The organism is Devosia faecipullorum (assembly GCF_015158295.1).
Classification (GTDB): Bacteria; Pseudomonadota; Alphaproteobacteria; order Rhizobiales; family Devosiaceae; genus Devosia; species Devosia faecipullorum.
The window spans coordinates 1-21960 of the sequence record NZ_JACDXV010000007.1 but is presented as its reverse complement, the minus strand read 5'-3'; the positions used below and the strand labels follow the sequence as shown (position 1 = coordinate 21960).

Genomic DNA, 21960 nt, shown 5'->3' with positions numbered 1-21960 from the left:
CCGAACGATGGCTCAGAGGCGGTTTTCGACTTCATTTCGGCCATTCCGCTGACAATCCATGACACTTGAAGCGGCCAGCAGACGCCGTTTGGTGCTTTCATCCATTGTTGATCTCCTCCTTCACCCGCTGGACCAAACCCCGCGATCCATGGCAAACCTCAAGTCGGGGAACATCGGGCTAATACTTGCTCGGCGAATGGGGCTATAATAAATCATGCTTCACAGCGTCACGCTGACTAAGTTCAAACGCTTTAGCAACTCGACTTTCGAACTTCTGCCGGCTGGCATATCATTTCTCGCCGGCTCCAATAACTCCGGGAAGTCTACCCTGCTGCAGGCAATTGCCGTCTGGGAATTCTGCCGTTCGATCTTGGAGAACGAGCGAGGGAAAGAGAGCCTGCTCGCCGGCTACACTGGCCAAGGCTTGGGCCTTTCGGCCGAGGAATTTTCGCCTATTTCCGTCGCATCCCTCAAGCATTTGTGGACGAACCTGACAACGCAGATTGTTGGTGCGGACGGTTACTCTCTCGCGATTGAATGCAAGTGGCGCGACGCAGCGCACATAGAGAAGAACCTCAAGTTGGCATTGGCGCTGGCTAACGACCGGCTATTCGTCAAGCAGGTGAGTTCGAACCTTGTTGAGACGGATGCTCTTCCCACCGTGGCCTACCTACCGCCTTTCGCCGGTATCGTAAGCCGGGAAAACAGGATGTCCGCTGCCGACCGCCGCTCGATGATTGGGCGAGGGCTGGCCGGTGGGATCATCCGCAATCTGATCTTGGACATGCAGTCCGAGAATGAGAAAAAGCGAGCCATACTTAAGGCCGACCGCCCTAAAATCAAGAACTCCGACTTGGCTATCCTCCGTCGCGATGACCCCTGGGAAATTCTTCAGTCCACGATGGCCAAGGTGTTTAGCACTCAACTTGTGGTCGAACCGTTCAACGAGTTCTTCCATACCGCCATCCGCGTTGAGTGCGTGAAAGGTAGGCTCGACGGCGCGAAGTTCAAAAGACATACGAATTTCAAGTCTCGAGACCTAATGGCCGAGGGCAGCGGGTTCCTGCAATGGGTCAGCGTCTATGTCCTGGCACTTAGTCCAAACGTGCGCACTCTACTTCTCGACGAACCGGACGCGCACTTACATCCGTCGCTCCAGGCGCAGCTTGTCCAAGCGTTGGAAGAGATCGTCCGGAACAGCGGCAAGCAGGTTTTGATGGCGACCCATAGCACAGAAATCCTGCGTTGGGCTGAGCCGACATCCGTCATGGAGTTCCGAGGCAGCAGCGCGAGATATCTTTCCCAACCTGAGCAGAAAATTTCTCTGTTCCTAGGCCTTGGCAGCGACTACGCGCCGAAGCTCGACCCGCTCCGCAAGCACAAGCGAATGCTGATCGTGGAGAACGACAGCGATGCGAGAATGCTAAAGGAACTTGCGGGAAGATCTGGCCTCGACTGGCCTGCCAACCTCGTCGTTTGGCCGTGGACAGGCAGCAGCAATGAGCGGAAAAACCTGTACCTGCAGCTTAAAGTGGACGTTCCCGATCTTAAGGTATTGAGCATCCGCGATCGCGACGACCAAGAACTTGATACGGTTGACGAGCAGAGCCTGCGAGACAAATCAAATAACAACAACGACCCAAACCTACTCATCAGGGTGTGGCGTCGACGACATATCGAGAACTACCTGCTTTGTCCCGCCGCTATCGCCAGAGCATCCGGAAAGACACTCGACGAAGCGAATGAGCTGCTCGCGATCCATGCGCTTACTATCCCGGTGAATTTCACTGATAAGGTAGTCCCTGCGGTGCTTCTTGACGCACGCGGCAAGGAGATAACGCAGAAAAATGCCGACAGCGTAAAGGCAAGATTTGGGATACCGCCGATACAAATCGCAAAAGCTATGGAGGGCAATGAAGTCTGCGAGGACGTGAAAGAGTTGATTAGTCAGATCAACCAGATGTGCCAAGCTTGAGGCAGTGCTTATTCGCCATTCAGGGGCCATTAATTGTAAGGCCGGCGCCACCGAAAGGTGCGCATGGTGAATGATAGCCATTGCCGTCGAAAGTAGCGGACGGACCCCAAGCGGCCCCAACACTGCTAGTCGAGGAACGTCCGCTTTGCTGTCCGACCGACATAAAGCGGACTGTCGTCATTCCACCCCCTTTTTGACACTTGAGACGCCCGGACCGGACCGACCGCTTTCAGGCACTCGAAACGCCAGCCTGAACGGCAGAAATGGTGAAGGGTTTGGGATGCCGCTTGGCGTCGCAAAGCCACCCATGCAGGAACCCGCGGTCCGCATGCGCTGCGCTATGGGGTTTTCCGATTTGGTGTGGTCGGTTGGGTGCCAAGAGCGGAGGCATATGGCGTGGCCAGCCCTGCAAGTGGACGGCGTCCGGGCTGCGTTCGAGCGTGGGCAGCGGCAGTGTTGACGAGATCGGCGGGCATAACGGTGATCGCTGCGGTGCTGGGCGCGAACCGTCCCATCGGCCGGTGACGTGGCGCGGCCGTATGAACAAGCGGGTCATGCCGGGTCATGGATGGTCTCCCGGTTTGTCTGCCGCGCTGCAGGCGGCGCGCGCGGCCTGCAGCCTCGGGCGAAGGTTTCGATGATGATCATGGTGCCGCCACAGCAGGGGCATGGTGGCCGCGGATCGGCGGTCTCCTGAGTTACCCCGGCGTCGTCGGGCGCCGGCGCGACCTCGAGCAGACTGCGGGCCTGGGCAAGGCTGTCCTTGCGAGCGGAGCCGGCGAGCAGACCGTAGTGCCGGATGCGATGGAAGCCGCGTGGCAGGGTGTGCAGTAGGAAGCGGCGGATGAACTCATTGGCGGCCAGGGTCATGACCTGCTTCCGGTCGGCGCCGGTACAGCGATAATCCTTGTAGTGGAAGGTCACGCCGGTCTGGTCGAACGTGATGAGGCGGCTGTTGGAGATCGCCACCCGATGGGTATAGCGCGAGAGATAGGCGAGGACCGCCTGTGGCCCAGCGAAGGGTGGCTTGGCGTAAACCACCCAGCGCTTCTTGCGGGTCGGCGCGAGGTGACGCTGGAAGGCGCGGCGATCGCTGAGCCCTGCCAGCTTGCCGAAGAAGGCGAGCCGGCCGGCATCGTGCAGCTCGATCAGCCGGGTCAGGAACAGACGGCGAAACAGGGCGCCGAGCACCCGCACCGGCAGGAGGAAGGCTGGTCGCGATGAGAGCCACCGCCCATCCGGCGCAATGCCGCCACCCGGCACGATCATGTGGATGTGCGGGTGGTGCATCATGGCCGAGCCCCAGGTGTGCAGTACGGCGGTGATGCCGATGCGGGCGCCCAGATACCGGGGATCGGCGGCGATCGTCAGCATGGTCTCGGACGCCGCCTTGAACAGCAGGTTGTAGACCAGAGCCTTGTTGTGGAAGGCGATATCGGCGACCTCGGCCGGCAGGGTGTACACGACGTGGAAGTAACCAACCGGCAAGAGATCGGCCTCGCGGGCTTCGAGCCAGGCGCGTGCAGTGGCGCCCTGGCACCGGGGACAATGCCGGTTGCGGCAGCTGTTATAGGCGATGCGCTGATGCCCGCAGTCTGTGCAGGCCTCGACGTGACCGCCAAGTGCAGCGGTGCGACAGGTCTCGATCGCCGACATGACCTTGAGCTGGTCCAGGCTCAGATGCCCGGCATGGGCGCTCCGATAGGCTGAACCGGCAGCACGGAAGATATCGGCGACCTCGATGGTGGCGCGCACCCGATCACGTGGGTGGAGGCTTGTCCGCCATCAGCGCCATCAACCGGTCGAGTGGGCTGGCGACCGCCTGGATCGTGCGGGTCGAGACCTTGGTGTAGAGCGCGGTTGTCTCAAGCTTGGAGTGCCCGAGCAGCACCTGGATGACGCGGATATCGACATCCTGCTCCAGCAGATGGGTGGCGAAGCTGTGCCGCAGCGTGTGCGGGCTGACCTTTTTGCGGATGCCAGCGACCTCGGCGGCCTCCTGCACTGCGCGATGCAGTTGCCGCGACGATATTGGATCGGTGCAGGAGCGGCCCGGGAACAACCAGCCATGCGGCAGCATCACGCCCGACTGCTTGCCCTGGCGCCACCACAGTCGCAGCAGTTCCAGGAGCTGCGGCGAGAGCATGGCATTGCGGTCCTTGCGCCCCTTGCCCTGCTCGATCCGGATCAGCATGCGGGCGCTGTCGATATCGTCTATCCTGAGGTGCGCCACCTCGGAGACGCGCAGGCCCGCGCCATAGGCGACACCGAGCGCGGCCTTGTACTTGATGGTTGGCGCCGCCTGGAGCAGCCTTGCCGCTTCCTCCACGCTGAGCACATCGGGCAGCTGGCGTTGATAGCGGGTGATCACCAGCGCGCGGGCCAGATCCCGCCGCTTGAGCGTCACCTCGAACAGGAAGCGTAGCGCCGAGACCGCACCATTAATCGTGGAAGGGCTGACGCCGCTCTCATGCTGATGGAGCTGGAAACGCCGGATATCTTTGGTGGTGGCGGTATCGGGTGTGCGGCCCAGAAACGCAGCAAAGCGCCGCACATGCCGAATGTAGTCCTGCTGGGTATGCGAGCCAAGCCCGCGCATCAGCATATCCTGCTGCATGTGTTGGCGGAGCGGGGTGACGGAAACGTCGGTCGATAAGGTCGCCATGGCAAGTTCCTCTCGTTGAAAGAAACTCCACGGTCAGATCGCTACCGCCCTCCGCTCAAAGGCCAAAAATAACACCCGGCACAATCCGCGTGCACCCTCCCGCGAAGCGGGTTCGTGCATGGGGCGCGTTGCTGCCTGGCGGGCTCCAGCCCATTGCCGCCGTCTGCTCGTCCCTGACCACGAACGCGAAACGCAGTCGTCCTATCGCGGTTGCGCGTGGCGTGCTTCGCTCCGGAGGGTCCAGGCGCGCTTTCTGCGCGCCCGAACTTGACCTCTAGCTCCTCCGGTCTCGGAGGACGATGCGAGTGGGCCTTGGTCACCCCCAGCGCACGCCCGTACGGCTCGGGGACGGTTCGGGCTGGGTCAGCCAGCGGCCGAGCAGTTGAAAGCTCCGCCACGCCTTGCTCAGGTGCCAGCGCAGGGTTGTGGCCAGGATCGCGCGCGTGCTCATCGCGAGGCCTCCCACTGCGCCACGGCGTCGGGCCCGGCCGGGAAGCGCTGCTGGCCCGTGGTGTCATTGGCGGCCCGCCACACGGCCTCGGCCACATCGATTTCCCGCGTCGTGACACTGGGAACAGCAAAGGCCTCGAAGATCGGCCGCGCAAAATCGGCATAGGCTGGCGGGATCAGGTCAGCGATCGGCAGTTCGACATTGGCCCCAAACCGCGTGGTGGGCGCATAGCCGGGCTCGACCATCTTGACGCCAATGTCAAAGGCAACCAGTTCCTTGGCCAGAGACCGGGAAAAGCCTTCGATGGCGGTCTTGGTCGCGGTATAGGCGGCCGCAAAGGGCGAGGGCGACAGCACCACGCTTGAGGTGACGTTGACGATGACGCCGCCGCCCTGCTGCCGCATCATGGGCAGGATGGCCTGGATCATGGCCATGACCCCGAATGTATTGGTTTCGAACAGACGGCGCACCTGCGCCATGGGGGAGGCCTCAAAGGCGCCCACCATGCCGATGCCGGCGTTGTTGACCAGCACATCAATGGGGCCGGCAGCCGCCAGGCAGGCCGCAATGCTGTCGGCATTGGTGACATCGAGCGGCAGCACGCTCATGCGGTCGGACTGCGGCAACAGGTCCGGCTGCGGCCGGCGCATGGTGGCAATGACCTTCCAGCCCTGGTCGTGGAAGTAGCGGGCCGTTTCCAGGCCATAGCCGGAGGAGGTGCCGGTGATAAGAACGGTTTTCATGAGAAATTTCCTTTGGTTGGGATGGAATTGGGGCCGGATTCGCCCCGGGATTCAGGCGATGGACTTGAGGACGCGCCTAAGCCAGGCGCTGCGGGCAGCGCGGGCTGCCGTGGAGACACCAGCATCGGGGAACATGGCATCAAAGCCGTGGAAGCCACCGGCCCAGATGTGCAGTTCGGCCTGTCCGCCCGCCGCCCAGATCCTGCTGGCATAGGCGACGTCCTCATCACGGAAGACTTCGGCCGTGCCGGCGTCGATATAGGTGGTCGGCAGATCCGCCAGATTGGTTTCGAGCGCCGGCGAGATGTAGCTGGAGATCTCGCCCGTCTGGCCGGCAAGCACCGCCTGCCAGGCGAAAAGGTTCTTCTCGCGCGTCCAGACGCCGGGCTCGCCGGCATATTGTTGGCTGGACGGCGTCGCATTGCGATGGTCCAGCATCGGGCAGATCAGGATCTGCGCGGCAATAGGCGGGCCGTTGCGATCGCGCGCCATCAGCACCGTGCCCGCCACAAGGCCGCCACCGGCGCTGGCGCCAGCCACCACGATCCGGTCGGGATCAATGCCGAGGTCCCCGGCATGGGCGGCGAGCCACATCAGGCCCTGGTAGCAGTCCTCCACCAGCGTGGTGCCCGACACTTCGGGTGCCAGGCGATAATCGATGGTCACCACTACCGCGCCATGCTGGTCGAGCCAATCGAGCGGGATATCGAGATTGGCGAAGCGATCGCCCATCACCATACCACCACCGTGCAGCCAGTAGATGCAGGGGGCATTCTGCGTCGGGGTCGTGGGCCGGAGCACCGTAACGGGCAGACCGGCGCCATCGGCGGCAGTCACCGTGATCTCGCGGCGCTCGAGCGCACGGCCATTGAGGTAGGTTTCTGCGGGCACCGCGTACCGGCGCATCTGCGCCAAAAGATCGGGATTGAGATCAACGCCGAGCGGGAAATCGGCGAGCTTGGTGCTCAGTTCAGGGTCAAGGGCGGGACGAGGAATGGACATGGTGGTTTCCTTGAAGAGAGGGGGGATGCGCGCCCGGGCAGCGGGCGTGATTGCGGAGCGGGGAACGAGACGATCTTCGGTCAGGCCAGGATGGCCTTGCCGCCCACGGGGATGGCGTCGGAGTAGATGGGCTCCCCGGCAATCAACGGAGCCAGCTGGGCAACAAAGGCCTGCGCCGCCGAGCTGGCGAAGAATTTTGCGTGTGCGTCCTGGCTGCTCCAGCCTTCTGCAACGCTGACCAGATCGGGATTGCTGGCCGAGCGGCTGACCAGGAACACCAGGCAGTCGTCATTGCCCAGCGACGGGGCGGCCAGGAGGAGCGCGGCTAGGGCCTCGCCCTGACCAGGGTGAGCGGGAATGGCGGCGTGAAAGCCGTGTTGGATCGTCATGGGTCTTTTCCTTGTTGGTTTGGGTAAATTGCGCAGCACGGGGGCCCGTGCTGTAGGGGCTTGTGCTCAGCTTTGCTGGGGCAGGACGCCCAACTGCTGCAGGACCGTCATCGTGTCCGGCCAGATCCAGAGTTCTGCGACCTTGCCATCGGCAATGCGGAATACCCCGGCACCAGTCGCGGACAGCACGCCGCTGGACCCCATGGCCCCGAGATAGGGCGCCGACTGCGTCCCCTCATAGCGGCCCCGATAGGCGACCTTGTCCCCTTCAGCGATCAGCTCGACGATCGGGTGGGTGAGGTTCGGCACGGCGGTGACGAGCCCGACGGAGAATTCCCGGGCCGCGTTGAGGTCCATGTCCGGAGAGCCGGCAATATGGAGCACGAAGTCCGGCGTCACCCATTCGGCGGGCGGGGATTTCTGAGCATCAAGGCCTTCGAAGTAATGGCGAGCGATCTGCTTGTTCTGTTCAGACATGATGGTCTCCGGTGGTTCAGGTCAGGCGGGCTCTGTCGTCCGCCGATGACTGCACTGAACCACTGGTGGCTGTTCCGACGTTAGGGGCATCCTCCCGCGTTCTTGCACAATTCTCTCATTACGTAGAAATTTGCACGACCTCGTCACTGGTCTGTGCTAGCAATGAACCTGCCAATGTGGAGAGCGCGCCATGCCGCTGGATGAACTGCGCAGCCTGATTGACCGCCATGCGCGGGGAGACATGACCACCCCGATCGACGGGCTACTCATCGCCCGTCACGATGTCTCTGAGCTGGAATCCTCGATGACCAGTTCGGTCATGGCGCTGATCGCCCAAGGCAAAAAGCGCCTGGCACTCGGCGGCAGCGTCTATGAGTATGGCCCGGGAGATTACCTGGTTTCTTCCCTGGACCTGCCAGTGACCGGCCAGTTCATCGATGCCAGCCCGGATTGTCCGGCACTGGGCTTTGGCATGGTGCTGCACCCCGCCAGCATTGCCGAACTGCTGCTGCAGGCGGGCGCGTCCGATCTGCGTGATGGCCGCGGCAGCCCGCCAAGCGGCATGATGGTGAGCACGGCGCCGGCCGCGCTGCTGGACGCAGTGACACGCCTTGTCCGCTTGCTCGATTCTCCACGCGATATTCCCGTTCTTGCCCCGCTGATAAAGCGCGAAATCCTCTGGCTGCTGATCGTTGGGGACCAGGGGGCGGCCGTGCGGCAGCTCGGTCTGGCCGACAGCAATCTCAGCCATATTGCCCGGGCGGTGCGCTGGATCCGCGACCACTACACCCGCGCGTTCCGCGTCGAAGACGTGGCGGCGATCTGCGGCATGAGCGTCTCGGCCTTTTATCGCAACTTCCAGGCGGCAACCGCGATGAGCCCGATCCAGTTTCAAAAGCAGATCCGGCTGCAGGAAGCCCGGCTGATGCTGGCTGCCCAGCATGCCGATGTGGCGGCCATCGGCTATCATGTCGGCTATGACAGCCCGTCTCAGTTCAGCCGCGAATATCGCCGCCAGTTCGGCGCGCCGCCCAGCAAGGATGCGATCAGACTGCGCAGCACGCCAGCAATGGCGGCGGCGGTGTTCTAGCAACCGGCCGGTACGAGCGTCCAACGAGAGATGGAACATGCCGCGCCGCTCGGCTAAGCGACGTTTAGCTGTCGTCTAGGATTGAATGCGGGGCTGGCTTCCTGTCCTTGGGCGCAAAGCGGTCGGGCTGAGATCCACCGCGGTCCTGGTTCTTCGTCCGCCAAGTTGAATGTCCGCTCTTGGGATACAGCCGAGCCGATACCAGTGGCCGGAGTGGGGCGCTTCGCCGACGGAGCACAAGCGGTTGCCGGCGAAGCCTCCTTGCTCAGATTTCGGTGGCCTCTGACAACGACAAAGCGTCGTCGACATCCACGCCAAGGTAACGAACCGTGTTCTCGATCTTGCTGTGGCCAAGCAGTATCTGGATGGCCCGAAGGTTGCCTGTGGCTTTGTAAATGAGCGACGCCTTTGTACGGCGCAGAGAATGGGTGCCATACTCCTCAGGCGTCAGCCCGATGGCCGTGACCCACTCGTCCACCAGCCTTGCGTATTGACGGGTACTCAGGTGACCATCGGGCACCACACGGCTCGGGAAGGCGAAGTCGTCGATCGTGCCACCGCGTCGCTCGAGCCAGGCGAGCAGGCTGGCTCTTGTGTCCGCGGTGATCTCGAACTGTACAGGTCTGCCTGTCTTCTGCTGGACCACCATCGATCGCGAGCGGATCGCAGGTCCTGCCACCAGTGTGCCGATCTTGATCTTCACCAAATCGCAGCCTCTAAGCTTGCTGTCGATCGCAAGGTCAAAAAGTGCTCGGTCCCTCATCCTTCCCTCTCGGTCGAGGAAGAACCGGATTGACCAGATTTGTCTTACCTTCAATGCACGTTTGGCGCCAACCTGCCTGCCGGCATTCCAAGCTGGTCTTCCTGCAGCAGCAGGGTCGTACTGTGAGATACCCATTACCTTTCTCCTCTGGCCGAAGCGGCCATGGAGCCAAGTCAACGAGATGCTAACCTGGATGGAAAGCCACCCCCTGCCATTCGTCTGCACCACCAACCTAGTCGAAAAGCTGGACGCCGCAACGCAGCGCCGTTTCACCTTTCGCATCCGGTTCGATCATCTCTCGGGCGATCAACTCGATTCGGCATGGCGCGCCCATTTTCCTCTGCCAATCCCCGATGGGCTGTTACGTCTCGACCGGCTTGCGCCGGGTGATTTCGCGAATGTGGCCCGCAGGATGCACGCATTGGGCGAGACCCGCCCGCAGGAGATCCTGCGGGAACTGGCCCGCGAAGCGGAAGCAAAAGAAGGGGCGACGCGCCCAATCGGCTTTGGCCGTTGACACCCCTATGCCGCGCCGCGAAGCTGGCGCGGTATTTGGCCGGAGGTACCATGCGCTACGCCCGTCAGGAAGATCTGCAGAAACTGGCTCTGACGATGCAGGGCTCGGCCGAAGGGATTTGCCTTGTCGATATCGAGCGCGAATTCAGCGTGTCGCGCCGGACGGCAGAACGCATGCGCGACGCTGTGCGCAATGCCTATCCGCAGATCGAGGAAATCCTCAGCGACAGCGGTCGGAAATACTGGCGCTTTCCGCCGGGCTCTTTGGGAAGAATGGTTGAGCCGACACTGGACGAACTGACCGCCGGACACAGAGCAGCCGCCATCGCACGGCGTGAAGGCGATGATCTGACCGCCGAAACGCTGGAGCGTCTGCTTGCGAAGGTGCAGGCAATGTTTCGTGCAGATCGACGCCGGACGGTTGCGGCCGATCTGGAGGCTCAGCTTATGGCCGATGGGGTCGCCTTCCGCCCGGGTCCACGCGAGAAAATCGCACCCGAGATACTCTCGGCCCTGCGCGAGGCAATTCTTGCGGGCGTCATGGTTTCGACCGACCACCGCGCTCGCAGCACGGGCAAACTGTCACGCAACGCCCGCCTTGGTCCTGTCGCCATGCTCTTCGGGCAAGGCCGCCAATACCTGCTGGCCTGGAGTGAGTACCAGGATGATCTGCGCCTGTTCGCTCTGGCCGGGTTTGAGCGGGTTTCGCTGGAGCCTGACGTCTATACCCGGCCCGAAGGGTTTGATTTGCAGGAATGGCTGTCCGAAAGCTTCGGTATCTGGCGCGATAATGATCCACAGGATGTCGAATGGCGTTTCCTGCCAGACGTGGCGGACGAGGCGGCGGGATATGTGTTCCACCCGAAGCAGACATTGGAACGGCTGGAGGATCGATCGCTGGTCGTGCGGTTCAGGGCCGGTGGACGGCAGGAAATGGAGTGGTATCTGGCTCGATGGGGGGATCGGGTGGAGGTCCTATCGCCAGGATAGCCGGAGATAAGTCTTCAGCGAACCACGTGACCCAGAGAATGCCCTGCGATTGTGCTCGCATCAATGCCGTGGCAAAGATTCATACGACCGGATTTGACGTATCCCTGCTCTATTAAGCAGAGACCCGGTTCAAGGAGATACATTTGTCCCGCACGAGCACCACCCACCCCCTTCGCATTGACAGCCTGCCGCTTGCAAACGGCCAGATCGGCCTCACACTTTGCCCAGGCAAGCAGGGGGACAGCGTGTTCGGCGCAGTTTGGGCCCGTGATCTGGCGCTTGATCTTGATGCGGTTGCGTCCTGGGGCACGGATATGGTCCTCACGCTGATCGAGGACCACGAGTTCGACATGCTGGCCGTCCGCGGGCTGGGCGAGGCGTTGAAAGCGCGCGGCATGGAATGGCTGCATTTCCCGATCCGTGATGTCGATGTGCCTGCCGCCGACAGTGCAGGACTCTGGCGCGGGCTGTCGCGCCGGATCCATGACAGACTCGAACGTGGCGGCAAGGTTCTAATCCATTGCCGGGGCGGTCTGGGCCGTGCCGGGACGATCGCGGCCCTGCTGATGATCGAACGGGGGCAGAGCGCGGCGCGGGCTATTACCGAAGTGCGTTCTGTTCGGCCCGGCGCCGTTGAAACCCGCGCACAAGAGCAATGGTTGCGGGATCAGGCCAGTGGGTCGAGCGACAGCGCCAAGACCTTGCAGGCTTGCTTGCTGGGCGGCGCCATGGGGGACAGTCTCGGCGCCGACATCGAATTCCACTCTCTGGTGGCCATCCAGGCGCGCTTTCCGGCGGGGGTCACCGACTTGCCCCCCTATGGCGGACAGCGGGGCGCTATCACCGATGACACGCAGATGACATTCTTCACCGCCGAGGGCATGATCCGCGCACGGATCCGAGGCCAGTTGCGCGGCATTTGTCACCCGCCTTCCGTCGTTCATCACGCGCTGCTGCGATGGTACCGGACGCAGGAAGGCCATTCGCGAGCAGAGACAGATGATATAGGTCTGATCGAGGACCGCAGGCTTTGGTCAAAATGCGCCCCGGGCATGACATGTATGTCGGCCCTGGGTGCCAGCGGCGGTTTCGGCGACCCGGCCCGCAATGACAGCAAGGGCTGCGGCACGATCATGCGGGTCGCCCCAGTTGCTCTGATCGCGCCGCGCGATCAGGTGAGAGCCTGGGCGATCGAGACCTCGGCCCTGACCCATGGCCATATCACCGGCCAACTCGCAGCCGCCGCCTGGGCGGAGATGCTGGCCGATGTCGCAGCGGGCGAGCCGCTGGAGCGGGCCGCCGAGCGGATCGCCACGGAGTATGCCCGGATGGACGGTGGCGATGAGACCGCCCACGCCATTCACGCAGCTCTTACGGCGCGGCAAGACGGGCGGCCCGAAACCGTCGAAAGCCTGGGCGGCGGCTGGACGGCCGAAGATGCGCTGGCCATCGCACTTTACGCCTGCCTCCGGGGGAGCGGCCTGGACGAGTGCCTGCGCATCGCGGTGACCCACGGCGGCGACAGCGATTCCACCGGCGCGATTGCAGGCAATATGTTGGGCGTCATGACCCCCGATGCCGTGCTGTCGCATCCATGGGCGACCGTCATTCAGGGTGCCGATATTATCGGCCGCCTCGCGCGCGATCATGATCGGCTGTTACACCATCCGGACGCAGCCGATGCGCTATTCGAATTCTATCCGGGGGGGTAATCAAATGCCAGATCTGCAAGAACTTGCGGGCAACAACCGCCGGTGAGATGACGCGTCAAACGCCACTTATCACGCCGCTTTCTGTATTGACCCTCGCGCGCCGGATACGCTTCATGAAAGAAGCAAGACATTTCAAAAAGAGCTGTTTAAACATATGTCTCAATTCGATTACTTCCGCGAAAAGCTGCGGTGTCTTCGTGATCAGGACCCGGTGCTTGATAGATTTTCATCGACACCATGAAATCTGCAGCTGATTGGGACTGGGGCACCGCCCATTATCCGGTGATTGACTGATCCATAGCGCCGGCGCGCCCCACATTCGGACTGAAACAAGCATGCATTACCCGTTCCTCGTCATCGATCCACGTTCCGGTTTGCAGTATCGGCTGACAGATACCGGCTTGGCCGAGCTATCTCTGGCTCCGATCCCGCCGGAGTGGTCGCCGGGGCGCGCCATATCCGAGGTGCCTGATCCTGTCTGGGCGGATAGCCTCGCCAATGCACCGGTCGAGACGATTTCGGCGGTGACGACGGCGCTGGAAGATCTGGTGCTGGCCACGCCTGACTTGCGGGTGCCTGTAGTCGATCACCTGTCTGACAGCCGGGCAAAGCGGCACCTCTCGGCACTGATCGGTCTATGGCGGACATTGGGGGACGGTCTGCCCGAAGGTCTTGCACCGCTGCGCCATGTGCTGAACCTCTCCAATGGGCGCTTTCTCGACCCGGTTCCGGTGGTCGAAGGCTCGATCGATCCGCTGGCGCCTGCCGCGATGCAGACACTTTATGCCCGGTTGAAGGAGGAGTTCGGTTCGGTTCCGGCTTCCCCTCGACTCCGAGCGGCGGCAGTCGGCAGCCGGCTCCACGCCCTACAGGGCGGGGTGACCGCACAGCAGCTCGAAGCCGCGCCTCTCGATGGCAGCCTCGCTTTCTTCGGTCTGCGCGATCCGGCGGCTGCGGCCGACTTCTCCGCCGCCCGCGCCCGTGCGCTGATCGATGACGGCCTTCCGGCGCGCGAGATTTCCGTGCTTACCGCAGGTGATCCGCGCCAGATCGCCCGCGCTTTTGCCGCCCAGGGCGTGCCGCTCTCGGGTCTGCCCGCAGCTTTGCCCCAACGCGATATCATCGGTGAGACCGCGCTGCATCTGACGCTGGCCAAACGCCCGCCGACCCCAGCGATGGTACTGGCGAGCCTCGCGCTTTCGCCATTGATGCCGTGGTCCGGCCAGACCGGGCGCGATCTGTCCGAAAGTCTGATGGGCGGTGACTTCCGCGGCGCGATCTTGACCGCCACTCCTGCGCACAAGGAACTTTGGGACGACATCCGCGCCTCGGCTAGCAGCTTGGCGCAGTTGCGTTTTCTGCTCGATCGCATTTGCGATCAGCTTGCGCAGGGCGATCAGGTCCGGGCGCGTCTGCCGGTCCCGCCGGGCGAAGGCGCCCCCGACTGGGAGGCGATCTTGCGCGGTATTCAGGTCATGCCGCACACCAGCGCCGAGCCGGACCGCAATCTGGAAGGCGTCAGCCTGTGGGCTGCCCATGAAAGTCCTTGGCGGTCCTGTCGGCACCTGATCGTGACCGATTTCACCGACGGGCTTTACCCCACCCGGCCGCGCGCCAACCCATTGTTTCTGGACAGCGAGATTGCTGCGCTCCGCAAAGCCACCGGCCTAGCATTGCGTGGCCGGGCCGAGGGGCTGGCGCAGGGGCTTTCGCTCTTCGACCAGCAGCTGCAGGCGGTGACGGACAGCATCACCTTCCTCGTTCCGTGGCGCGATCTGTCAGGTGGGCGCTTGCAACCCTCGGCGGGGCTTTCGCTAGTGGCGCGGGCCATCTCCGGCGTCGAGGATGCCAGCGACCTGATCACCGATCTGTCGCGTCTTTCACCCGGCGACTGGCCGGTCGCGCATCATCATCTGCCGCCTTTGGCTGAGGCTTTCGAACTGCCTGAGGCGCTGGATTTTGCGAGCCAAGACCTACTCTCCTTGCGGCGCAAGGATGATGGCACGGCGAAACCGCAATCGCCCTCGCGGCTGGAAACGCTGCTGGTCAGTCCGCTCGCCTGGCTCCTGGGCGAGGTGGGGGCCGAGGACATGTCCTGGTCGGCCGAGGAACTGGACGTCATGGCCAAGGGCAATATCGCGCATGACGTTTTCGAGCATGTTTTCCTGAAGGATCAGCCCATCCCCGATCCCGATGCACTGGCCGCCGTAGTGCCCGAAGCCTATGAGCGCGCTCTGATCCGCCATGCCGGCTACCTGCGCAGCCCGTCATGGGAAATGGAGCGCAGGGGGCTTGAGCGCGAGGTCATGGCCGCCGCTCTGCGCTGGCGCGAGCATCTGCTGGCGCTCAAGGCAAAGATTATCGGTAACGAGATCTGGCTGGCCGGTGAGGCGCATGGCATCAACCTGCATGGCAAGGCGGATGCGATCATCGAGCTGCCGGATGGCGCGCTGCTGATCGTTGACCACAAGAAAAGCAGTACTTCGGGGCGGCGTAAGCGGATGGAAGCGGGTTGGGATCTGCAGGCAGGCCTTTATCGGGACATGATCGCGCGACCGCATCGGCGCGAGGGCGACGGGATGGATCCCTTGATCGGCCGCAAGGTCGCCGTTGCCTATCATCTGATGAATGACGGCGGTCTTTTGACATCCGGCCTGCCGCTGACTGATGGCTCGCCTGCCCGCGACATGGGCGATGCAGTGAATGAAGGCGCTGTAGAAAAACTGGCCGAGCGGCTGGCGGAACTCGGCGCAGGCCGGGTGGTGCTAAACACATCCGAGGATGAAGCCTTCTTCAAGAAAGAGGCCGGCTTCACCCCCTATGCGCTGACTGATGGCTCGGCCTTCGTCACCGCCTTCATCCGTCAGATCGAGGAGGAATGACCATGGATCAGGGACTGGTCATCGTCCCCGCCGGCGCCGGCGCGGGCAAAACCCACCGCATCAAGACCCAGCTTTCCGACTGGGTGAAGCGCGGCGTGGTGCAGCCTGAACGCATCCTTGCCGTCACCTTCACTGAGGCCGCAGCGGGCGAGTTGCGCGAACGGATCCGCGCCGGGCTTTTGGCTGATGGATTGGTTTCCGAGGCGATGGTGGTTGAACGTGCCTATGTCTCCACGATCCACGGGCTTGGCCTCAGGCTTCTGACTGAGCACGCGCTGGCGGCGGGTGCCTCACCGCAGCCGCGCCACCTGGGCGATGCCGAGCGTGACCTTTTGATCCGTCAGGCCCTGGCCCATGCCAAATCGCTCGACCCGATCAAGGCCGAGCCCGAGCGTTTCGGCTATGAGGCGAACTGGCAAAAAGGCGCGACGGTCGAGGACAACTTGCGCGGTAGGGTGCTTTCGATGATCGACCTTCTGCGCGGCCTTGGTGACAAGGGGCGAGATCCCGGTCTGATCGCGCAAGCGCTCTCGCGGCTTGATGAGGTTTACGGCGAAGTGCTGACGGATCCTACTTCCGCCGGTGCTGCGCTGACTGCCGCAGTTCTGGCGATGGTCGCGGCCTTTCCCGAAGGCGGCATGGCCACCGTTACCGCCAAAGGCCCGCGTGAGACGCTTGAGAAGAACCTTGTTCTTTTCCGCCGCGTGTCCCGTGATCCAGGGCTGCTCGGCCGGGACTGGGGCCTCTGGCAAGGCCTGCGCGGATTGTTCACCTCGAACAGCCGCACGAAAACACCCGACGGCTATGACGATCTGGCGACCGCCATCATCGAGGCAGCTGATGTCCTGCACGCCCATCCCGGTCCGCTTGCGGATGCGAAGCTGCATCTGTCGTGTCTGATCGCCTGTGCGCAAGAGGTGATGGAGGCCTATGATGCCCGTAAGAAGGCCTTTGGCCTGATCGATTTCGCCGACATGATCGTGGGGGCCGAGCGGCTCTTACGGACAGATCCGGCTGTGCGGCGGGCCGTGCTGGATGAAATCGATTGTGTCATCATCGATGAATTCCAGGACACCAACCCCGTGCAATTCGCGCTTTTGTGGCAACTCGGTGCGCATGCGCCTCGCACGCTGCTGGTGGGCGATGTGAAACAGTCAATCATGGGCTTTCAGGGTGCCGATGCGCGGCTTTCGCAGGCCTTGGCGGCGGCGAACCCCGATGCAACGCAGCCGTTGGACCGCAACTGGCGATCGACGCCTGCGGTGATGGACTTCGTCAATGCGATGGGTGCGAGCCTCTTTGGTGCGGGCTACAATCCCCTGCTGCCAACCCGCGATCCGGTCGCTGGTCCGGCCATTGAAGTGCTGAATGCGGCCAAATCGCGCGGCGTACGTACAGCATCGAAGCCGCAGGAGCATATCGCCGAGCGTGTCGCCCGCATCCTGACCGACGGCGATACCATCACCGATCGTTACACGCAGGCGACGCGCCCGGTACGGCCCTCGGATATCGCGCTCCTCGTATGCCGCCACACTACCGCCGCCCGCTATGCCGAGGAGCTGCGCGCTCGCGGCGTTCCCGTGCGCATCAGTGAAGATGGCTGGGCACAAAGCCCCGTCGTCACCGCAGCCCGCGCCGCGCTGGCCTTTGCCGCGAACCCCGCCGACATTCATTCGGGGCTCTTGTTGCGCACGCTTGGCCCCGATCCGTTGCCCCTGCAAGCGGCGCTTTCCTCACAGATCGAAGGGCGGTTGGCGGATGATCCGGTGCTGATGCGGCTTGTAGCCCTGTCGGCCCGGCTGGCAAGTCTGCCGGTTGCTGCGGGCCTCGATCTGGTGCTTGATGCCGCCGACCTGCGGCTTTGGGCCGATAGCCAGCCCGATGCGGCCCAGTCCCGCGCTGATCTTTTGCGGCTCGAGGCCGAGGCCGGTGAGTTCGAGGCCGCGCATCGCGACCTCAAGGCTGCCTCGGGCTTCCATGGCGAGACCGCGAAAGTGTTCCTCGGTTGGCTCGATGCCCGCGCGGATGAGCGTGACTTCGATCGCCGTCCTGATCCGGCAGCCAACAGTGCCGAGGCGGTCGAGATCGTGACCTGGCATGCCTCAAAGGGGCGCGAATGGCCGATCACCGTAGTGGCCGAGTTCGACAATGGCATCGAGGAATGGGCCGGCTCTACCGCAACGCGTTTCGATGCGCTCGACCGGATCGACGATATGGCCGTTGTGCTTGGCTCTGCCGCGCTGATCCACACGCCTGGCTTTGCGGCCCCCGAGGCCGAGCGTCGCTTCATCGAAGACCGCCGCCCGGATTTTGAGGCCAATGCGAAAAATCTCATTTATGTCGCGCTGACCCGTGCCCGTGACCGGCTGGTGCTGGAATGGCCAGGCTTTCTCAAGGATCGCGAGGAAGACGCGCTCGAGGCAAAAAACCTGTTCCACATTCTTGAGGACAGTTGCGCCCCGCAGATCGCGGCCGGCTGCCTGCGGATCGGTGGCGTGGACTGCCCTGCGGTCATCACGCAACTGCCCGACCAGGCGGGCTTTACCGAATATGCGAATGGGGCCACCACTGTGGCTTCCCGCTTCGGTCCGGCGACGGCTTTGCCCGCAGCGCCCCTGACGCCCTGGCGACTGCAACCGTCACAAACCCGCAGTGCGGGTGCTGCGCCGGAAACCTGCAGTATCGACCTTGGTGCGCCATGGCCCAAGACGCTTAACGACGCCACACGCGGCACGGCCCTCCATCTGGCCTTGCGTACCTGCCTGACCCGGCCTGAACTCATCCCGGCACTGGCCGCTGCCACCGGGCTCGAGGAAACCACGATCACGCTGGTTTCCGAGCGCGCCGAGACGTTGAGAAACTGGCTGGCGGCCGAGGGCTATACCGACCTGCGCGCCGAAATCCCGGTCCTTGGGTTCTCGCCGGAGGGGGCCGAAATCCCCGGCACCATCGATCTTCTGGCCGTTGGATCAGGGGGATGCATACTTATCGACCATAAATCCGGCGGGGAGGGCGAGGGCTTCGGTTCCTACTGGCCACAGCTGTCAAGTTATGTGGCACTGGTGGCAAAGCTGTTCCCGCACCACCCGCTGAAAGGGGTGGCGGTGTTCTGGGTCGACCACGGGCGGCTAGAACTGGCCGGGCCACAATCCGCCGGCGGATCCCAGGACGCCGCCTTATAGCAAGCAGGTGACAATGCCCGCATTGGGAGGCGTCTCTTTTTAGGCAATGCCGAAGCCGAACGTGTGATCGGCACAGCGCTTAGGAATTATATCGCGAGGCACCAGATGCGACCGTTTTTCCCCTAACTTGGGGCATAGCCATCGCAACATGTCCATTTTTCGGGAAGGTGGCGGAGATTGTTGGTCGCCTGACGGCGCTCCAGGGCGACTGCACGTCCGCAGCAACGCGCGATGAGGAGAACTACGTTTTCGCCATAGCCCTATGATATCGCCCCTCAGCATAAATGGGACGCTACCGACCGCCTCGCTTACGGTTGCAATGACGATGGGTCAAACGGGCATTTTCTGGAATCGTCGCGCCACCTCGCCAGTAATGCTTGATATGATCCACCTCGGCGTCCTCTGGTGAATGGATATGTTGGCCGCAGATCGCACATGTCGGATCAGTATTGTGAAGATCAACCTTCAGCCGACGACTGAAAGCCCGAGTTTCGCTAGGTGGAACCGCAATGGCCGAGTCCAAGTGTCGGCGCCATGTATCAGCTCGATAACGAACACGATCCGGTTTATCGGTCGTGCGCCCTATGTAATCGACGAATGTGTCATCGTTCGTCATTACATCCAGAAACTCCTCTCGGATCGCATCCGCAGCAGGAACTATCTGGCGCTTTTCAAAGAAGGCAAATGTGTAGAGGATCGTATCCCAGAGCGCGACATTGAGCTTCGATTCCCATTGACCTTCAGGGCTGCGATCATCGCCTGTAGACCAGCGGCGGAATGCATTTGGACCAAACACGGTCCACGCACATTCAATCGCATTTTCGAACATGCTCTTCAGCCCTGCAATTTCACTCGGCGCTGCATGACGATGGGCAATCATCTCGCGGTTCATGAACTGCTTCATCCCACCTTTAAAGTTGAGATGGGAGTTTCGCTTCATAGCAAAAAACCGCAAGATAAGCTGACGATCTTCCATTCGTTTATGCGGCGATTCAGCATGGCGGATTTTCAATAGGAATGGATTTTCTGCCAGATCATTGAGCATGTCATTGTAGGGGCCGCGATACATGCAATTGCGAAGCTCAGCATCTTTCAGCTGAACCGACCCACAATTAAGACGCTCAAAAACCTCAAACTTCAAATCCGGGTGGGACTCCTTCTGAAGGATGACCGCTCGCAATGTGTAGTTGAGAATTGCGTTCTGATCTGCCTTCGACAAATCTTTGAACGCTTTCCCTTTTATGTCGCTGCGGACGTTCATCTGCCCGAGCCTGAAGCTCGCTCCATCCGGAAATTTGCCGACAACAAAACTGTACAACGATGTTAATCGTTGCTGACCATCGACTACCTCCCAGTCCCCCTCAGCGGTTTCAGCCAAGTAGACGACTGGGAGAGGGATCCGCATCAGAACCGACTCGACCAGCGCACTCGCCTTAGCGGCGGACCAAACGTAGTCGCGCTGAAATTCTGGTTGTAAGATGAGACCGTTCCGGCCGATCCGTGCAACTAGTGCGTCAATGGAGAGGTCTAATGACTGGGTCGCGAGTCGACGTTCGCCATTTGCAAGATCGAGCGGCGTCTCATCAACGGTATCTTCTTCAAGTTCGGCATTAATATCCGCAGTTCCGTCCACGCTGAACTCCCATCACACGTGCTTCGCGATCAGTGCCGGCGCTGCGCGCGCCTGTCGATCATCAGCCCGAAGCCGTTCTTAGCCTCGCGTGCCGACATGATTTTCATGACTGATTCCCGCACCGCCCCATTGCGCCAATTAAGGCGAAATGGCTCTTTTGAGCAACCGGAAAGGGCGCGGCAGGGAAGGCAATAGATGATGGCAGGATTGAGACCGCACGTTGCGAGGTAGTCGGTTGGTGGCTTTTCAATGAGTCATGATCCGATTTCACACCGTGCGAGCAGGACGTCGCACGGTGCAATCCGCCGATTTTGTGCCATTGCACGCCATCATGCGCTGTCCTTTCTACGCTCAAAAATCCCGCCCATTTTTGGGTGCTGGCCGAAATGTCTGGCATTCGGGATTGCCCTATGATAGGTTACATGTAACTTACTGCATGGAGGTCAATTTGGCAGCGACATCGAAGGCCAAGCCCGTCCGGGAAAAGGTGCGCGAGCATCGCGACCGGCTGCGCGCGCTCGGGCTGCGTCCGATCCAGATTTGGGTGCCGGATGTGCGCGCTCCCTCGTTCCAGGAGCAGGCCCACCGTCAATCGCAGGCGGTCGCCGCCAGCGCCCACGCACGCGAGGATCAGGCCTTCATCGACGCCGTATCCGATTGGGGCAACGAGTGAGGCGCGGCGAGGTCTGGACCGTTTCCGGTGGCAACGACTATGCGGGCAAGCCGCGTCCTACCGTGATCGTACAGGACGACAGTTTCGACGCCACCGACTCGATCACGATTTGCGCCTTCACCACCGACCCGACTGACGCGCCGTTGTTCCGCCTCGTGGTGGAGCCGAATGAGCGCAACGGCCTGCGTTCCGCCTGCCGCCTGATGGTGGACAAGATCACCACTGTTCCCAGGACCAAGCTGGGCGCGCAAGTCGGACGGCTCGACGATGAGGACATGGTGCGCCTCAATCAGGCGATGACCGTGTTCCTCGGCATGGCGGTGACACCGAGGGCCGGAAGGGGGAAGCAGTCATGATCGTCGAGGCTACGCTCCGACTGAGCCGCAAAGGACGGTTATCGACGGCACATAGGTGTTTGGGATTGGCCGAGCTTGGGCGATCCTTGGCGCATGTCCAAGATGCGCGCCGATTGCCGCGCCAAACGTCGCGGGCGCGCCCGAACCGGCGCGCTGCCGAACGACCTTTACGCCTACGCCGAGGCCAAGCCGCTGCCCGCATCGGGCGTCCGCCGAAGCACGATCCAGGACATGGGCCTTCACCGATGACTGGCCTAAGCGCGTGCCCGTCAGTTCGTCCCATCGGCCTCGCTGTGGTCGAGTATCTGGAAGAGCGCCGCAAGACCGCGACGGGTGTCCGTCGTCAGATCATTTGGCGCAGTTTGGGTCTTGGATTAGCGGAGTATCGGCCTCGTCTTTGGGTTGATGTTATGCGGCGAGCTTGCGGTGCTGCAAGCGCCGATGCTGGATGGTTTGTCGTT

At 62.2% G+C, this 21960-nt stretch carries 18 protein-coding genes; 10 read left to right on the top strand and 8 right to left on the bottom strand.

From position 1 onward, the window contains the following. The first annotated feature begins 214 nt into the window (after nucleotides 1-214). The gene (locus H0482_RS13895; protein ID WP_193730681.1) at nucleotides 215-1975 is read left to right on the top strand and encodes an ATP-dependent nuclease; all 1761 of its coding nucleotides are present in this window, start codon (nucleotides 215-217) and stop codon (nucleotides 1973-1975) included. A gap of 552 nt (nucleotides 1976-2527) precedes the next feature. Here H0482_RS13895 and H0482_RS13890 read toward each other — a convergent pair. From H0482_RS13890 to H0482_RS13865, 6 genes are all read right to left on the bottom strand, one after another. Then, entirely contained in the window at nucleotides 2528-3730 is a 1203-nt protein-coding gene (locus tag H0482_RS13890; protein ID WP_193730680.1) for an IS91 family transposase, read from the bottom strand. A gap of 4 nt (nucleotides 3731-3734) precedes the next feature. Then, on the bottom strand, nucleotides 3735-4640 hold the full coding sequence (locus tag H0482_RS13885; RefSeq protein ID WP_193730679.1) for a tyrosine-type recombinase/integrase: 906 nt from the start codon (nucleotides 4638-4640) through the stop codon (nucleotides 3735-3737). Between the two features lie 447 nt (nucleotides 4641-5087). After that, nucleotides 5088-5834, bottom strand: a complete 747-nt coding sequence (locus H0482_RS13880) for an SDR family oxidoreductase (RefSeq protein WP_193730678.1) — start codon at nucleotides 5832-5834, stop codon at nucleotides 5088-5090. 51 nt (nucleotides 5835-5885) lie between these two features. Further along, entirely contained in the window at nucleotides 5886-6836 is a 951-nt protein-coding gene (locus H0482_RS13875) for an alpha/beta hydrolase (RefSeq protein WP_193730677.1), read from the bottom strand. An 80-nt stretch (nucleotides 6837-6916) separates the two neighbouring features. Continuing rightward, nucleotides 6917-7225, bottom strand: a complete 309-nt coding sequence (locus tag H0482_RS13870; RefSeq protein ID WP_193730676.1) for a putative quinol monooxygenase — start codon at nucleotides 7223-7225, stop codon at nucleotides 6917-6919. A gap of 66 nt (nucleotides 7226-7291) precedes the next feature. Continuing rightward, nucleotides 7292-7702: an ester cyclase gene (locus H0482_RS13865; protein WP_193730675.1), complete on the bottom strand. Its 411-nt coding sequence runs from the start codon at nucleotides 7700-7702 to the stop codon at nucleotides 7292-7294. Nucleotides 7703-7892: 190 nt separating this feature from the next. On the opposite strand from H0482_RS13865, the gene H0482_RS13860 reads away from it, so the two are divergent. Beyond that, the gene (locus H0482_RS13860) at nucleotides 7893-8792 is read left to right on the top strand and encodes an AraC family transcriptional regulator (protein WP_193730674.1); all 900 of its coding nucleotides are present in this window, start codon (nucleotides 7893-7895) and stop codon (nucleotides 8790-8792) included. 265 nt (nucleotides 8793-9057) lie between these two features. Here H0482_RS13860 and H0482_RS13855 read toward each other — a convergent pair whose 3' ends face one another. Next, nucleotides 9058-9585 (bottom strand): tyrosine-type recombinase/integrase, encoded by a 528-nt coding sequence (locus H0482_RS13855; RefSeq protein ID WP_330998271.1) that lies wholly within the window; start codon nucleotides 9583-9585, stop codon nucleotides 9058-9060. On the opposite strand from H0482_RS13855, the gene H0482_RS16945 reads away from it, so the two are divergent. The 5 genes from H0482_RS16945 to H0482_RS13835 all read left to right on the top strand — a co-directional run bounded on the left by H0482_RS16945 (nucleotide 9485) and on the right by H0482_RS13835 (nucleotide 18837). Continuing rightward, a complete protein-coding gene (locus H0482_RS16945; protein WP_330998274.1) occupies nucleotides 9485-10072 on the top strand; it encodes an ATP-binding protein in 588 nt (195 codons plus the stop codon). The genes H0482_RS13855 and H0482_RS16945 overlap by 101 nt on opposite strands. Before the next feature lie 50 nt (nucleotides 10073-10122). After that, on the top strand, nucleotides 10123-11061 hold the full coding sequence (locus H0482_RS13850; protein WP_193730672.1) for a helix-turn-helix transcriptional regulator: 939 nt from the start codon (nucleotides 10123-10125) through the stop codon (nucleotides 11059-11061). Nucleotides 11062-11204: 143 nt separating this feature from the next. Continuing rightward, entirely contained in the window at nucleotides 11205-12773 is a 1569-nt protein-coding gene (locus tag H0482_RS13845) for an ADP-ribosylglycohydrolase family protein (RefSeq protein ID WP_193730671.1), read from the top strand. Between the two features lie 335 nt (nucleotides 12774-13108). Beyond that, nucleotides 13109-15655: a PD-(D/E)XK nuclease family protein gene (locus H0482_RS13840; RefSeq protein WP_193730670.1), complete on the top strand. Its 2547-nt coding sequence runs from the start codon at nucleotides 13109-13111 to the stop codon at nucleotides 15653-15655. Further along, entirely contained in the window at nucleotides 15652-18837 is a 3186-nt protein-coding gene (locus H0482_RS13835; RefSeq protein WP_193730669.1) for a UvrD-helicase domain-containing protein, read from the top strand. The genes H0482_RS13840 and H0482_RS13835 overlap by 4 nt, the downstream gene beginning before the upstream one ends. Before the next feature lie 292 nt (nucleotides 18838-19129). Here H0482_RS13835 and H0482_RS16940 read toward each other — a convergent pair whose 3' ends face one another. Further along, complete coding sequence (locus H0482_RS16940) at nucleotides 19130-20470, bottom strand: GmrSD restriction endonuclease domain-containing protein (protein ID WP_193730668.1); 1341 nt, start codon at nucleotides 20468-20470, stop codon at nucleotides 19130-19132. A 448-nt stretch (nucleotides 20471-20918) separates the two neighbouring features. Between H0482_RS16940 and H0482_RS13825 the strand changes: the two genes are divergently transcribed. From H0482_RS13825 to H0482_RS13815, 3 genes are all read left to right on the top strand, one after another. Further along, complete coding sequence (locus tag H0482_RS13825; RefSeq protein WP_210319186.1) at nucleotides 20919-21143, top strand: antitoxin MazE family protein; 225 nt, start codon at nucleotides 20919-20921, stop codon at nucleotides 21141-21143. After that, nucleotides 21140-21499, top strand: a complete 360-nt coding sequence (locus H0482_RS13820; RefSeq protein ID WP_193730666.1) for a type II toxin-antitoxin system PemK/MazF family toxin — start codon at nucleotides 21140-21142, stop codon at nucleotides 21497-21499. The genes H0482_RS13825 and H0482_RS13820 overlap by 4 nt, the downstream gene beginning before the upstream one ends. Before the next feature lie 93 nt (nucleotides 21500-21592). Next, complete coding sequence (locus H0482_RS13815) at nucleotides 21593-21748, top strand: hypothetical protein (protein ID WP_193730665.1); 156 nt, start codon at nucleotides 21593-21595, stop codon at nucleotides 21746-21748. Nucleotides 21749-21960 lie beyond the last annotated feature (212 nt).

What these genes read in the sequence shown, in the direction of transcription:
- H0482_RS13895 (WP_193730681.1), top strand. Translation starts at nt 215, where the DNA reads ATGCTTCACAGCGTCACGCTGACTAAGTTCAAACGCTTTAGCAACTCG.
- H0482_RS13885 (WP_193730679.1), bottom strand. Translation starts at nt 4,640, where the DNA reads ATGGCGACCTTATCGACCGACGTTTCCGTCACCCCGCTCCGCCAACAC.
- H0482_RS13880 (WP_193730678.1), bottom strand. Translation starts at nt 5,834, where the DNA reads ATGAAAACCGTTCTTATCACCGGCACCTCCTCCGGCTATGGCCTGGAA.
- H0482_RS13875 (WP_193730677.1), bottom strand. Translation starts at nt 6,836, where the DNA reads ATGTCCATTCCTCGTCCCGCCCTTGACCCTGAACTGAGCACCAAGCTC.
- H0482_RS13870 (WP_193730676.1), bottom strand. Translation starts at nt 7,225, where the DNA reads ATGACGATCCAACACGGCTTTCACGCCGCCATTCCCGCTCACCCTGGT.
- H0482_RS13865 (WP_193730675.1), bottom strand. Translation starts at nt 7,702, where the DNA reads ATGTCTGAACAGAACAAGCAGATCGCTCGCCATTACTTCGAAGGCCTT.
- H0482_RS13860 (WP_193730674.1), top strand. Translation starts at nt 7,893, where the DNA reads ATGCCGCTGGATGAACTGCGCAGCCTGATTGACCGCCATGCGCGGGGA.
- H0482_RS13850 (WP_193730672.1), top strand. Translation starts at nt 10,123, where the DNA reads ATGCGCTACGCCCGTCAGGAAGATCTGCAGAAACTGGCTCTGACGATG.
- H0482_RS13840 (WP_193730670.1), top strand. Translation starts at nt 13,109, where the DNA reads ATGCATTACCCGTTCCTCGTCATCGATCCACGTTCCGGTTTGCAGTAT.
- H0482_RS13835 (WP_193730669.1), top strand. Translation starts at nt 15,652, where the DNA reads ATGACCATGGATCAGGGACTGGTCATCGTCCCCGCCGGCGCCGGCGCG.
- H0482_RS13815 (WP_193730665.1), top strand. Translation starts at nt 21,593, where the DNA reads ATGTCCAAGATGCGCGCCGATTGCCGCGCCAAACGTCGCGGGCGCGCC.